The organism is Tissierellales bacterium (genome assembly GCA_035301805.1).
Classification (GTDB): domain Bacteria; phylum Bacillota; class Clostridia; order Tissierellales; family DATGTQ01; genus DATGTQ01.
Genome location: DATGTQ010000172.1, coordinates 1 through 15370 on the forward strand (window position 1 = coordinate 1; position 15370 = coordinate 15370).

Below are 15370 nucleotides of genomic sequence, written 5' to 3' on the forward strand. Positions count from 1 at the left end.
AATCATATTTACCGGATTTCAACGCATTTATAAACTGCCCCACTACAATTATTGATGGATAGCAAGCATCATTATTTACATATTTTAGCCCTTCATTAATAGCATCCTTGTCTACTGATGGAAGTATTTTTATATTATAACCACAAGTATTTATTGCCCTTTCCAACAATTCAAAATGAATTGGTGCCATTTGTGGAACAAGGATAGTATGATTTTCTCTCATTTCTTTTGTAAAAATAACTCTTTCTGGCAACTGACCAATTTTTTTAGGTTTAAAGCCAGCCCTTTCTCTTTCTTCCAAAGCTGCATTTAATGAACGAATTCTTATTTTAGCTGCACCTAAATTACTTACTTCATCTATTTTTAACACAGTATAAATTTTTTCATAGCTTTCTAGTATTTCCTGAACCTGATCTGTAGTAACTGCATCTAGACCACAACCGAAAGAATTTAACTGTACTAATTCTAGATTCTTACTTTCTGCTACAAAGGTAGCTGCCCTATAAAGTCTGGAATGGTAAGTCCATTGGTCAACTACCCTTAAAGGCCTTTCTACATCTACTAAATCTTCCACTGCATCTTCAGTTAAAACCGCAATACCAAGAGAGGTAATTAAATTTGGAATACCTTTATTTATTTCAGGATCTATATGATAAGGTCTACCAGCTAAAACTATACCCCTTTTACCATTGTCTTCTAGATATTCTAATACTTCTTTTCCTTTATTTCTAATATCATCTTTATATTTTTCATTTTCTTTCCAGGCCTTGTCCAACGCTTTATTTATTTCCCCTTTAGGTATAGACAATTCTTTTAAAAATTCATTTAAAACCTTTTTCATTGCCTTTTCATCATCAAAGGTTACAAAAGGATTTAAAAACAACACATTATTCTCTTCTAAATCTTCTATATTATTTTTAACTACTTCAGGGTAAGAAGTAACTACTGGGCAATTTAAATGATTATTTGCACCATCATCTTCTTTTTTTTCATAGAAAACAGATGGATAGAATATAAAATCTACACCTTTTTCTATTAAATCTATAATATGACCATGTACTAGCTTTGCTGGATAACATGCTGTTTCACTAGGAATAGTACTTATACCCTTATCATATAACTCTCTTGATGATTTACTAGACAAGACAACATCATATCCTAATTCCGTAAAAAATGTAAACCAGAAAGGATAATTTTCATACATATTAAGTACCCTAGGTATTCCTACCTTTCCACGTTTTACTTCATTGGCTTTTAATGGCTCATAGTAATCAAAAGTCCTCTTTAATTTATAATCAAACATATTAGGTATATTTTTAGTTTCTGGATTTACCCCAGCACCTTTTTCACATCTATTACCCGTTATGTATTTATTTCCACCGGAAAATAGGTTAATAGTTAGCAAACAATTATTTCCACACCTACCACACCTAGCCATCTTAATTTTATTTCTAAAATCATTCAATTCCTCTAATTTTAATATTGAAGAAATAGTGCCTTCTTCATGTCTTTCCTTAGCAATCAGTGCAGCTCCTAAGGCTCCCATTAAACCTGGTTCATCTGGTCTAACGGCCTTTCTACCAGATACTAATTCAAAACTTTTTAATATAGCGTCTCCATAGAAAGTACCACCTTGAACTACTATATTTTCCCCCATTTCTTCTGGGTCTCTTATTTTAATAACTTTTTGTATTGCATTTCTAATTACTGAATAAGAAAGTCCAGCTGCAATGTCCCCTACAGAAGCACCTTCTTTTTGTGCCTGTTTTACTTTTGAATTCATAAAAACAGTACATCTAGAGCCTAAATCTACAGGGTTTTCTGCTGTCAATCCCTCATTTAGAAAATCTTCTACTTCCATATTTAAAGAATGGGCAAAAGTTTCTAAAAAGGATCCACAACCTGAAGAACAAGCTTCGTTTAATAAGATACTATCTATAACTCCATTTCTAATTCGCATACATTTCATATCTTGCCCGCCTATATCCAATATGAAATCTACTTTCGGTAAATAAAATTGGGCTGCTTTATAATGGGCAATAGTTTCTACTTCTCCTATATCTACATTTAAACCTGCCTTTATAAGTTCTTCTCCATATCCTGTTACAGCTGAATTAACTATATTAGCCTCTTCAGGCAATAAATCATATATTTCTTTTAATATATCTACAACTAAACCTAAAGGTTTACCTTTATTATTACCATAAAATGAATACAGTATATTATTATTTTCATCTAGTAATATAACCTTTGTTGTTGTAGAGCCCGCATCTATTCCTAAATAACAATTTCCCTTATAAGTTTCTATATCTCTATTCCTAAGCTTACGGGTTTTATGTTTTTCCCTAAAGCTTTCTAATTCTTTTTTATCTAAAAATAAAGGTCTTATTTTTTTAATCCCCATATTCATAGGTTTCTCTATATCATCCAATCTATTTCTCAGTTCTGAAAATTTCATTCCCTTTTCTTTTACAGAATTAAGAGCTGCCCCTATTGCCACAAAAAGTTGTGAACTTTCAGGGAATATTATTTCTTCATCCTTTAACTTTAAAGTTTCTGCATATCTATCCCTTAATTCTGATAAGAAATATAAAGGTCCTCCTAAAAAAGCCACATTTCCTTTAATAGGCCTTCCACAGGCAAGAGTAGATATAGTTTGATTTACTACAGACTGGAATACAGATGCGGCAATATCTTCTTTTGATGCTCCCTGGTTAATAAGAGCTTGAACGTCTGTCTTAGCAAAAACACCACATCTAGAAGCTATTGGATATATTGCCCCATGTCCTTTCGATAATTCATTTAAGCCAGCAGCATCTGTCTCTAGTAAAGCAGCCATTTGATCAATAAACGCACCAGTTCCTCCTGCACATATACTATTCATCCTTTGCTCTACGTTACCATCAAGATAAATAATCTTTGCATCTTCTCCACCAAGTTCAATAACTACATCTGTCTCAGGGATAAATGTTCTTATGGCTGTTGTAGATGCTACTACTTCTTGAACAAATGGAATATTCAGCCACTCATTAACTGACAGTCCACCTGAACCAGTGACCATTACACTAATTGTTTCATTTTTGAAACACCTATATGCGTCTAAAATTAGCTCACTCACACTGCTTTTTATATCTGATAAATGTCTTTTATACTTACTATATACTATTTGAAATCTGTTATTTAGAACTACCATCTTAACAGTAGTCGATCCTACATCTAAACCAACATGCAATTTAGTCATTATATCTGCAGCAACTAGCCGCTTGCCCCCTTTAGCATTTATTAAAACTTTTTATAAAAAAATATTGGTATTATGGCCTTGCCATACACCAAAAATATCTTCTATCTGAAATAACTTTGGTATCAATTTTCTTATATGGATTATAGCATAATGTGGAATAATACTCAACATTGTTAGAACTTATGTAAGCTTTACAATAGTAGTTATATATATAGGATATAATTATATAAAATGAAATATATTAAAATATATTATATAGTCATAAATCTATAAATAATATCTTAATTTTGTTAAAAGAAAAATGTTTTATGTCAAAACCTTTTATTCAATATTTAGAAAATCCTTTATTGATATTTTAATAATAGTTTTAACTTTTATTATTTTAGATTTGGCTTTCTACCCTAAAATTTTTTGAAAAAATTGTTTTCATTTTAATTATTAGTTCTATTATTAAACTTATCTATTATTACTTTAAAAGTCTTTATAATTAGCCACTTATTTTAAGTATAATCACATAATAAACTCTAATATAAAGGCTAGAAAAACTATATAGTATACTACATATTAATTAAACTATCTTAAAGTTACAAGTTAATAAATTCAGGTAAATTATGTATAACTTCTCGTTGGTTAAGAATAGATTATAGAATAAGATTACAAAACACATTGAGGAAAAGATATATTTATAAATATATCTTTTCCTCATTATTTAACTATTTTTAGTTAAGTCTTCATTCATTAATTCTACACCTTTATATATTCTTTGCTAATAACGCTCCTCCTATAGATCCAGCATACCGACCAAGTGGACTTGTTGTAACTTCTTTATTAAGTTCTTCTGATAATAATTGTACAAAAGGATTAAGTTCACAAAGACCTCCAGTTAAATATAAACTTCCTCTTATTCCATGTTTATTTAAAAGAGTTTTAATACGCCCAATAATAGAATTCATAACCCCCCTGGCAATATCTTCTCTTTTAGCTCCACTACCAATAAGACTTATAACCTCTGACTCTGCAAAAACAGTACACATACTAGTGATTTTAATATCCTCACCACCTAATGCCATCTCCGCCATTTCACCTATAGAAACATTAAGTGTATTAGCCATAAGTTCCATAAACCTGCCTGTTCCTGCAGCACATTTATCATTCATAATAAAATTTGATACATTCCCATTATCCACAGTTATAATTTTTGTATCTTGTCCCCCAATATCTACTACTGTTAAATCTTCCTGAGCTAGGTAATAGGCCCCTTTACCATGACAAGTAATTTCAGTTATGGTTTTATGAGCGTAAGGAACAGATACTCGTCCATAACCTGTAGCTACGACTTTTGATTCATCTACATCTATTCCCTTTCTTTTCAATTCATCTTTTATCTTATTTGAAGTATCTACACTGCTCCAACCTGTAGGCATTACCATATTAAGTTTCAATTCATCTTTATGAAAAACCGAAACTTTTGAAGCAGTTGAGCCTATATCTATTCCTACATAGTTCACTACTATCACACCTTTAACCCTATTTATCTAAAGTAAATAAGCCTTCTACTTTAATAGATTTTCCTTTTATAATAGACTTTATCCTCTCTTCATCTTTTTTCCTATACATAATAGATATTCCACAACTAGTTGAAAGCTTTCTAGGAGTTGGTGAAATAACATATTTTATACCTTCTTCTTTCAAAGAGGACTCTAGCTTTAATCCTTGACTATAATTAGGAAACAAAATATAATGCTTTTCCAACTAAATCATCTCCAAAAACGCCTCAACTCTCGTTCTTATTTGTCCAGTATCTTCTTCTGAATAATCAGTTTCTACCATTAGTACTGGTATATCATTGTCTTTAAGTACCTTTTCAACTTGGTTATATTCTATTGCATAAGTATGGCAGAAAGATAAATTATAGTAGATTACACCATCTATATCGTATTCTTCTGAGTATCTTAGAATATCTTCTGTTCTACCATCGTTTGGCGTAAAACAAGCACAGTTTATATTCATATATCTATCGGCCATATTTTTTACTAACTCATCAATAGTTTCTCCTTCAGCTGATATTTCATTTTCATAATATCTAGTTCCAATACAAGTTTCTTCTACTACAATTTCAGCATCTAAACCTTCTACTATAGAATGCATCTTCCAATTTGGTAAAGCCATAGGTGTTCCTGTTATCATTATTCTTTTCTTCCCATTAGGCTTTGAATTTTTAACTCTTTCCTCTAATTCATCACATAGTTCTTCTGTCTGTTTTATAAATCTTTCTGGTTCATCATAGAAGGCAATTTGAGTAATTAAAAGTGAGTCTAAACCACTAATTGGCGAAGGAGTATTTTTTCTTAAATCATAAAGTCTTTTTAATACTCTTCTCTTCCTATTAGTTAAATCTATAGCCTTTTTCAAGCCTTCTACAGTTACCTTATTACCAGTAAGTTCTTCCATCTCCTTAATAAATAATTTTATTTCATCTTCCCATTGCTCATAATTCTTTTCCCTTTTCATTTGAGGTAGCTCCATTACATGGACTGGAGTATAATCTTCTAATATTTCATAGGCTTTTTTCTTACCATCGCAAGTAGTTTCACCTACTAATAAATCACAGGACTGAAAATATGGACATGTAAGTCCTACTTTAGCTCCTGTAAATGCTTTAATTAATGGACATAGATTTCTTGGAAGTACTTTTTCACCATCTTCAATCCAAAATTGGCTTCCAGAACAAAGTCCAACACCTATAGCACCTGTAGCAAGTATTACCTCATCAGGTACAAATACACAGAAAGTTCCTACTACCTTACCACCGTTTTTCTTATGTTTTTCTAACTCTTTTATTCTTGCACCATGTACTTCTGCAACTACATAATTAAAATAATTCATTGCTTCTGGTCTATTTTCTTGAGTTAAATATATATCTCCAAATAATTCTGGTAATGCATCACATAAAGCATCATGCTTCTCAATATCTATTCCTAAGCCTTCCCACATCTTTTTGTAATCACCCATAATACTTCCCCCTTCTATATTTTATCCATGAAAATTATATCACTAAGATTAAAATTATGTGTCCTATATAAATATTTTTAATATTAAATAAAACAGTATTTAATATTCTTATATTATATTGAGACTTTTATTGGTTATTTCTTTAACTTCTTATATAATGGTATTGTTAACAAACTTATATGTTAGAAAGGGAGGTAAACTGTGGAAGGAAAAGTATTAACAAAGGAACGAAAAATATATAAAGTAAATTTATTTTTTATGTTAACCCTTATTTGGTCCTTAGTAGCTGAGTTTCTACCTATACATTCTAATCTTTATCAATACATAGCTTTTTTAATACCAATTTGTATATATACTTTTCGTAATAAAGAAGCAACAAGTAGAATTTTTAAATTTAATAAAATTGGCCTTAAATCCCTTTTCATCGTTTTTATCATATGGTTATCTATGTTGCCTATATCCATTATCATTATTTCTTTCTATACTAACTATTTTGGAAAAACTATGCCTGATTTAGTTATAGAGGCAAGTAAACAATCTAATTTAGAACTACTTATTTTTACTGCAATTACTCCAGCTATATTGGAAGAATTATTAATGAGGGGTATTATATTAGATGGATATAGGAATAAAAATAGATTATCTGCAGCCCTTATAAATGGGTTCATGTTTGGTATACTACATTTAAATACATTTCAATTTTCTCACACTTTTGTTAGTGGAACCATAGCATCTTATTTAGTTTTTGCTACAAACTCTATATTTTCCGCTATATTCTTCCATTTCGTTAACAATAGTGCCCCAGTTTTTATTGATATTATTATTAAATTTCTTTTCCCTAAGGATAATGAGGTAGTCCAAAGTGATTATAATCATAATTATAAGTACCCTATTATTCTAGTATTTATATCTTTACTTATTATTATTGGACTAATATATTTACTTGCAAAGATAAATAACGTAGACTTTAAAAAACAAATAGGAACCTCTAATGAGGTCATCTTTAACAAACCTTTAATTATAAGTATAATAATATTTATAATGGTAAATATTATGCTAATTCTAACTATAAAACTTTTAATGTAAAAAAGCCTAGACTATATTTGCCTAGGCTTTTTACATTATGTTACATATCCATCCATGGACAAGGGGGTCTTGGAGATACCATAGTTGGTATACAAATTACTTGACCTATTTGTAGGTTATTTGGGTCTACCCCTGGGTTTGCTCTCATTATTGCCTCTACACTTACACCAAATCTTTGACTTAGTCTAAAGAAAGTATCTCCCTGTCTTATTGTATAAGGGAATCCATTAGGACATTGAGGCACTGGATGCATCATTGTTGGTATACAAATTACTTGACCTATTTGTAAGTTATTTGGATCTACTCCTGGATTTGCTCTCATTATCGCCTCTACACTTACACCAAATCTTTGACTTAGTCTAAAGAAAGTATCTCCCTGTCTTATTGTGTAAAGGAACCCATTAGGACATGGAGGTATAGGAGACATCTTTGTTGGTATACAAATTACTTGACCTATTTGTAGATTATTTGGATCTACTCCCGGATTTGCTCTCATTATTGCCTCTACACTTACACCAAATCTTTGACTTAGTCTAAAGAAAGTATCTCCCTGTCTTATTGTATAAAGGAATCCATTAGGACATTGAGGTACTGGAGGCATCTTTGTTGGTATACAAATCCGCTGACCTATTTGTAAGTTATTTGGATCAATACCTGGATTTATAGCTGTTATCGCATCTACAGTTGTATTAAATCTCTGAGCTAATTTAAACAAAGTATCACCAGATCTAATAGTATAAGGAAAACTCCCCGGTGGACAAACCTGTTGCTCTTTTATTTTATCGCCCATTTTAACCACCTTTCTTTACAATATTTCGTTGCATTATATAATATGCATTTAGGAATTTAAACGTTAAAGAAATAAGGTATTTTCTTATTAACTATTTGGTATACATATTCGTTGACCAACTCTTAACCTATTTGGATCTATTCCTGGATTTGCTGCTATTAATTCCTGTACTGACAGATTGTATCTTTGAGCTATTAAAAATAGTGTATCCCCTGATCTTATTTCATATAAGAATCCACCTGGACAAGATGGTGTAGGGGGAGCCGATACTGGTATACATATTACTTGACCTATTTGCAGTCTATTAGGATCTACTCCTGAATTTGCACTTCTTAATGCATCTACAGTTATATTAAATTGATTTGCTATTCTGAAAAAAGTATCTCCAGCTCTTATTGTGTAATAAAATCCACCTGGACATGGAGGTACTGGCGGTGCCACAGTAGGGATACAAATTATTCTTCCAACTTGTAAACTTTCAGGATCAAGACCTGGATTTATAGTCAAAATTGCTTCTACTGTTGTTCCATATCTTGAAGCTAAGTTAAATAAGGTGTCCCCAGATTTAATAATATATGGAGAACTTCCTAAAGGACATCGTTGTTGTATTCTATAATTATCCATAAAAAATCACCTTCCTATTTTTTAACCTATTACATAATATGTTTATAGAAAGGTGAATGTTATTAATTTTATATATATATTAAACCTTAATACTTCCTTGAAAGCTATTTCGTCTTTTTAATTCCATGTCTATTCCTGATAATACTTTTAGTTTGTCTAAAGTCCATTTTGGCTCCACTAACAATTCTCTTTTCCCATCGCCTGTCAACCTGTGAATAACCATATCTTGTGGAAGTCGTTCAATACTATTACAAACTAATGAAATGTATTCTTCCCTCGATAAAATGGGGAAAGGGGTTCTTTCATAATGTTTATATAAATCAGTCCCTTTTTGAATATACAATGTGTGAAATTTAACCCCCCAGGTATTCGTATTTGCCACATACTTTACTGACGATAAAATATCTTTATGAGATTCATTAGGTAAACCAAAGATGAGATGAGTAACCACTTTAATATTTCTTTTATTTAATTCTTCTACAGCTCTTTCATAACACTCTAGTTCATATCCTCTTCTAATAAATTTAGAAGTATTGTCATAGATGGTTTGAAGTCCTAATTCTATCCAGAGAAAGGTCTTCTCATTAAACTTACTCAATAAATCTAAAACCCCTTTAGACAAACAATCTGGCCTAGTAGCTATTGCCAAACCCACTATTCCATTCTGTACAATTGCTTCTGTATATTTTTTCTCTAAATCCACTATAGGAGCATAAGTATTTGTAAAACTTTGAAAATAGGCAATAGATTTTCCTACAGGCCACTTTTTAGATAATAATTTTTTTTGCTGTTCCATTTGTTCTCTTATAGGTAAATATCTAGAAGCTGCAAATTCTCCTGAACCTTCTTCACCACAAAATATACAGCCCTTATTACCTATAGTTCCATCTCTATTAGGACAGGTAAAACCTCCATCTAGAGAAAGTTTCATTACTTTCTCACCAAAAATCTTTCTCATTTCATAGTTAAAGGACCTGTATCTCTTATCTCCCCAAATCAAAATATCACAACCTTAATATTATATTACTATTTCATCTACAACTAGTATATCTTCCCCGAACTGCATATCAAGTTCTTCTAACAATCTTCTTCTTGATATATCATAGGATTTATGAATTTCTATTATATCCAGCATATATCCTTTTTCCAACTTTTCCAATATACTATAATTAAACTTTTCTAAATATACTTGCAACCTTTCATTTAATCCAACCTTCTGACCTGCAACCATAAGTTCCTCCAAGAAATCTAAATCGTCTTTTTCATCTATATGATATACAGAATATTTTGTGAGTATTTCTTTAATATCTTTATTAATATTTTTATAAGCAATAAGAATTGATAAATATTTATATTTTGATTCCACAGAATTCCCTCCTTTCTTTATAATAAAAATATTTTATTATAAACCTTTATTAATTAAATATTTCACTAGTAAATATGTTACATTTTTAATAAATCCTACATGAGTTCTTTCGTAATATCATATACTGCAAAATATGATTTTATATTTTTAATTATATCAAATATTTACAAACTATTTCTTATATATTTAACTCAATTAAAAAAGAAACTCTCCATTTGGAGGGTTTCTCTTAAAGCATCTCTAAAAATGCATTTAATCTAGTATTTAATTGGCCTGTATCAAATTCTGAGTAGTCAGTTTCAATACATATATAAGGTAGACCTTTTTCCTTAGTAACAAGATTTTTAACATTATAAGATTCTACATTAAAAGTATGACAAGCCTGAAGAATTATTTCAATAACCCCATCAGCTTCATAATCATCAATCATTTCACCTAGTACATCTAATCGCCCTGGATTAGGAGTCATAACTGAACAGTTTACATTTAGATATTTTTGTGCTAAAGCATCTATCGGATCTATAGTTTCATTCACTAATTCCATTTTTTCCTTAGGCCCTGAACAATTTTCGAAACAAACTATATCTGCACCTAAATCTTCTATTTGTTTAAGAACTTTCTCTCGAACCCCATTTGAAGGGCAGCCGGTTATTACAATTCTTGGTCTATTACTTTTCTTTCCTTTAAATTCTTTCTCATACTTTTCTTTTAATTCTTCAGTTCTTTTGGTTATATCTTGGCGCATTTTTTTCTTATCAAATTCGAAGCCCATAGCCTCCATAACTGTATTTATTTCATAGCCAGAAATTGGAGAAGGATTAAGTTTACCTAGTTCATAAAAATCAACTAACACTTTTCGTTCTTCATTTCGTTCCTTTATAGCTTCCCTTAATTTATCCTCCGTTATTTTTACGTTAAATTTTTCCTCAAGAACATCTATAAGAATTAATAATTCCTTTTTCCAATATTCAAAAGCATGTTCTTTATTTTGGCCTTGAGGTAAATGCATTACATGAGTCTGTTTAACATTATTTAAGATTTCATACATTTTTTTCTTTCCATCGCATGTAGTTTCCCCTACTATTAGATCAGAAAAGTAAAAATAAGGACATTTGTCAGTTATAGCATATCCATAACTCGATTTAATCAATGGACATAAATTCTGAGGTAAATGCATTTCAGCATCTGCTACAGAACTATTATCAGTTCCACATAATGATACTGGAACTGCTCCAGCTGCATCAATAATTTCTAATGGAGTATAGGTACAAAAAGTTCCTACTACCTTAACCCCTTTATCCCTAAACTCCTTAACCTTTAAAAAGCCTTCTCGCTTAGCTTCTTCATATTCATCAAAATTATCTGGTAGTCGATTCATATTATCCAACTCCTTAACTTTCCTTTATTTAATAAGCATATCGTCAAATTAATTATATCTAGTCTAGTACCTTACAATCAAATTACTTTTATCTATAACAGTTTAATTATTATAGATTAGATTAATTATTATAGATTAGATTTTACCAATCCCCGTAATTTGGTATTAATTATCCAATGGACTAATAATAATTTATATAGTAAGATTAATCTGATATAATAGTAAGTTATATATTAAATCACTTTAGTGAAATAAAATTTTGGAGGTTAAATATATGAAAACGAATATTTATGTATTGTACGGTGGTAAATCTGTTGAGCATGAGGTTTCCTTAAAAAGTGCAACTGCTGTTATTAACTCACTAGATAAAGATAAATATAATGTCTATCCAGTTTATATTACAAATGATGGAATCTGGTGTCCATTAGGATTATTAGAAGGCAAAATAGAGGACCCTGATGAACTCAGAAGGACTACTACAAATACTTTAGCTGAATCTATAGGGGATTTTTTATTAAATCAATTTAAAAGTAATGAAAAAAGTATTATATTCCCTGCATTACATGGTACAAATGGAGAGGACGGTACAATTCAGGGACTTCTGGAATTATTAAATATTCCATATGTAGGTAATGAAGTATTATCATCTGCGGCCGGAATGGATAAAGTAATTATGAGGGATTTATTTGCAGAACACAATATACCCCAAACAAAATATACTTCTATTAAACTACATAACTGGGAAGAAGATAAAGATACAGCTTGCCAAAAAATAGAAGACGATTTAAACTACCCATATTATATAAAGCCCGCTAATTTAGGCTCAAGTGTTGGTATAAATCGAGTTGAAAATCGTGAGGAGCTTAAAAAAGCCATTGACGAGGCTTTCTTATATGATTATAAAGTAATTATAGAAGAGGAGGTTATTGCTAGGGAAATGCAAATATCCGTAGTGGGAAATAATCATCCAAAAGCTTCAGTACCTGGAGAATTTATTATGGAAGATCCTTTCTTTGACTATAATGCTAAGTATATTGATGGTAAAATTATTCCTGTAATCCCTGCAAAACTAACACCAGAAGTAACTATTCAAGTTAGAAAACTTGCAGAAAAAACTTTTAAAATTTTAGATTGCCGTGGCCTTGCAAGAGTGGATATTTTTGTTACAGATGACAATGAAATTTATGTCAACGAAATAAATACAATGCCTGGTTTTACAGCTGTAAGTATGACACCTGTTCTATGGGGAGCTACTGATGGTACTACTTATTCCCAATTAGTTGAAAAATTAATAAAATTAGCTTTCGATAGATATAACGAGAAAAATAATATTTTAAACACTAAAGCATAGAGAGGAGGACATAGAAATGTCTCCTTATACCCTTTAAGATATATTGTGACATTTCTATAGTAAAATGATTAGACGGAATTTAAAAGAAATTAAAAAAATGGTTGAAGGCTCTAATTTAGAAAATAAATTTGAAAACTTAACTATAGAAGGAGTCTCTACAGATACACGGAGTATAAAACCTAAACAATTATTCATACCTATAAAAGGAGAAAACTTTAACGGTCATGATTTTTTAGAAAAGGCAATAGAAAAAGACGCTATAGCTGCTTTATGGAATAAGGATGAGCCTGTACCAACTATAGATTTTCCTTTAATACTAGTAGATGATACATTAGTAGCATTACAAAAGTTAGCAAAAGCCTATAGATTAGAGTTAAACACCAAAGTTATAGGTATTACTGGAAGTAATGGCAAAACTACTACCAAAGACATTATAGCCAGTATATTAAGTAGAAAATATAAAACAGAAAAAACATTAGGCAATTTAAATAATGAAATAGGTATGCCTTTAACTATATTAGATTTAGAGGAAGACACAGAAATAGCAGTTATAGAAATGGGCACGTCTGGTTATGGAGAAATAAATTTATTATCTGAAATTGGAAGACCGGAAATTGCTATTATCACTAATATTGGAGAAGCACATTTAGAAGATTTTATCATTCGAGAAAATATTGCTAAGGCTAAATTAGAAATTATAGACCACCTGGACCCTCAAGGATTATTTATATATTTAGGTGATGAGCCCTTATTAAGAAATTATATAGAAAACAAAGATACAGAAATAGCAGTTATAGAAATGGGCACGTCTGGTTATGGGGAAATAGATTTATTATCTAAAATTGGAAGACCGGAAATTGCTATTATCACTAATATTGGAGAAGCACATTTAGAAGATTTCATCATTCGAGAAAATATTGCTAAGGCTAAATTAGAAATTATAAACCACCTGGACCCTCAAGGATTATTTATATACTTAGGTGATGAGCCCTTATTGAGAAATTATATAGAAAACAAAGATACAGATTTTAAAACAGTCTCTTATGGTGAAAAAGACTTTAATAATTATAGACCTAAACTTATAAATATGAGCGAAAAGGATATTAGCTTTACACTAGAAGGAGCAGATTATCCTAACTTTAATTTGCCTCTATTAGGTAAACATCAAATTTACAATGCTACTGCTGCTATAATAGTAGCTAAACATTATGGAATTCCTTTTGATGAAATACAGGAAGGATTCTTAAATATAGATGCAACAGGCATGAGAAATGAATTAATTCATACAGAAAAATGTACTATATTAAATGATGCTTATAAATCCAATCCTTCTAGTGTCGTAGCTGCCTTGGAGACTCTTAAAACAATGGATCAATACAATAAAAAAATCGTAGTTTTAGGAGACATGCTAGGATTAGGTCCAAATGAAATAAATATGCATAAAGAAACTGGAGAGGCTATTGACCCAGATGATGTTGACTATATATTTACAATAGGACCTTTTGGAAAGTATATTGGCGAGGGGGCAAAATCTAATTTTTCTGGAGATAGAATCTTTAGCTTTATGAATAAGGACGAACTTGTAGAAAAGTTGCAGGAATATGTGGACCCGGATACTATAGTATTGATTAAAGCTTCAAGGAGCTTAGAACTAGAAGATATTGTAGAAGCTTTAAAAAAATAAATAAATTATAGGCTATAGTAAAAGATTTAAAATGTAACTTTACAATACTTTCTATATGTATAGATATGATGTATAGGTGTGGGAAATTAGTTTTAAAAATATATTAAAATCAAGAGTTCAGTTCGTGCATAAATTAGGAAACTTCAGTAAAATATATTATGTTATTATAGATTAAAAAGCAAATTTGTACTTCTTTAAAGCCTTATAGGAAAATTCCTATAAGGCTTTTTTATTTACTGTCCGTTTTCAAAAAGCTTTAAATATTCACCATAACCTTCCTTTTCTAAATCTTCCTTTTTAATAAATCTTAAGGCTGCACTATTAATACAATATCTTAAGCCACTTTTATCCTTAGGTCCATCATTAAATACATGACCTAAATGAGAATCTCCTTCTTTACTTCTTACTTCTGTGCGCACCATCCCATGACTGGTGTCTAGCTTTTCCACTATAGTTTCATCATTAACAGGTTTAGTAAAACTAGGCCAACCACAACCAGCATCAGATTTATCTTTTGAGCTAAATAATGGTTCTCCCGATATTATCTCTACATACAGTCCTTCTTCCTCATGATCCCAAAATTCATTTTCAAAAGGAGGTTCAGTACCGTTCTCTTGAGTAACCTTGTATTGAATTGGAGTAAGTTTACTTTTATCCATATAATCACCTCAAATTTTTATTATCCAATTACATAACTCTCTATAAACTTTTTATAATATATTAATTCCAGAAGTATCATCCAACTTTAGCCCTTCCCTATAACTATATATTACCCTAAAGATTTTAATTATATTGTTTCATTAAATATTGTAAAATAATATTCTAAAAGTTTTATATA

Annotated in this window: 13 protein-coding genes; 3 read left to right on the top strand and 10 right to left on the bottom strand. The window is 30.4% G+C overall.

Annotated elements, in window-relative coordinates; all coding sequences use genetic code 11:
* The 4 genes from VK071_08675 to VK071_08690 form a co-directional block, all read right to left on the bottom strand.
* On the bottom strand, positions 1-3241 hold a 3241-nt coding region (locus VK071_08675), incomplete at its 3' end, for an acyl-CoA dehydratase activase-related protein (GenBank protein ID HLR35382.1).
* A 752-nt stretch (positions 3242-3993) separates the two neighbouring features.
* Positions 3994-4749, bottom strand: coding sequence for an acyl-CoA dehydratase activase (locus VK071_08680; GenBank protein ID HLR35383.1), 756 nt, complete (start codon positions 4747-4749; stop codon positions 3994-3996).
* A gap of 19 nt (positions 4750-4768) precedes the next feature.
* Entirely contained in the window at positions 4769-4993 is a 225-nt protein-coding gene (locus VK071_08685) for a DUF3343 domain-containing protein (GenBank protein HLR35384.1), read from the bottom strand.
* On the bottom strand, positions 4994-6253 hold the full coding sequence (locus VK071_08690) for a double-cubane-cluster-containing anaerobic reductase (protein ID HLR35385.1): 1260 nt from the start codon (positions 6251-6253) through the stop codon (positions 4994-4996).
* 201 nt (positions 6254-6454) lie between these two features.
* On the opposite strand from VK071_08690, the gene VK071_08695 reads away from it, so the two are divergent.
* Positions 6455-7339: a type II CAAX endopeptidase family protein gene (locus VK071_08695; protein ID HLR35386.1), complete on the top strand. Its 885-nt coding sequence runs from the start codon at positions 6455-6457 to the stop codon at positions 7337-7339.
* Positions 7340-7379: 40 nt separating this feature from the next.
* Here VK071_08695 and VK071_08700 read toward each other — a convergent pair whose 3' ends face one another.
* The 5 genes from VK071_08700 to VK071_08720 all read right to left on the bottom strand — a co-directional run bounded on the left by VK071_08700 (position 7380) and on the right by VK071_08720 (position 11497).
* On the bottom strand, positions 7380-8129 hold the full coding sequence (locus VK071_08700) for a LysM domain-containing protein (protein ID HLR35387.1): 750 nt from the start codon (positions 8127-8129) through the stop codon (positions 7380-7382).
* An 87-nt stretch (positions 8130-8216) separates the two neighbouring features.
* On the bottom strand, positions 8217-8753 hold the full coding sequence (locus tag VK071_08705) for a LysM domain-containing protein (GenBank protein ID HLR35388.1): 537 nt from the start codon (positions 8751-8753) through the stop codon (positions 8217-8219).
* Positions 8754-8832: 79 nt separating this feature from the next.
* Positions 8833-9753: a TIGR01212 family radical SAM protein gene (locus VK071_08710; GenBank protein HLR35389.1), complete on the bottom strand. Its 921-nt coding sequence runs from the start codon at positions 9751-9753 to the stop codon at positions 8833-8835.
* Between the two features lie 18 nt (positions 9754-9771).
* On the bottom strand, positions 9772-10119 hold the full coding sequence (locus VK071_08715; GenBank protein ID HLR35390.1) for a hypothetical protein: 348 nt from the start codon (positions 10117-10119) through the stop codon (positions 9772-9774).
* A gap of 229 nt (positions 10120-10348) precedes the next feature.
* On the bottom strand, positions 10349-11497 hold the full coding sequence (locus VK071_08720; protein HLR35391.1) for a double-cubane-cluster-containing anaerobic reductase: 1149 nt from the start codon (positions 11495-11497) through the stop codon (positions 10349-10351).
* Between the two features lie 274 nt (positions 11498-11771).
* Here VK071_08720 and VK071_08725 point away from each other — a divergent pair, with 274 nt between their 5' ends.
* Positions 11772-12848 (top strand): D-alanine--D-alanine ligase, encoded by a 1077-nt coding sequence (locus tag VK071_08725; GenBank protein HLR35392.1) that lies wholly within the window; start codon positions 11772-11774, stop codon positions 12846-12848.
* Positions 12849-12912: 64 nt separating this feature from the next.
* Entirely contained in the window at positions 12913-14532 is a 1620-nt protein-coding gene (locus tag VK071_08730) for a Mur ligase family protein (protein HLR35393.1), read from the top strand.
* Between the two features lie 233 nt (positions 14533-14765).
* Here the strand turns inward: VK071_08730 and msrB are convergent, their stop codons facing one another.
* Positions 14766-15191 carry a peptide-methionine (R)-S-oxide reductase MsrB gene (gene msrB / locus VK071_08735; GenBank protein HLR35394.1) on the bottom strand — a complete coding sequence of 142 codons (426 nt, stop codon included), beginning with the start codon at positions 15189-15191 and terminating at the stop codon, positions 14766-14768.
* Positions 15192-15370: the final 179 nt, after the last annotated feature.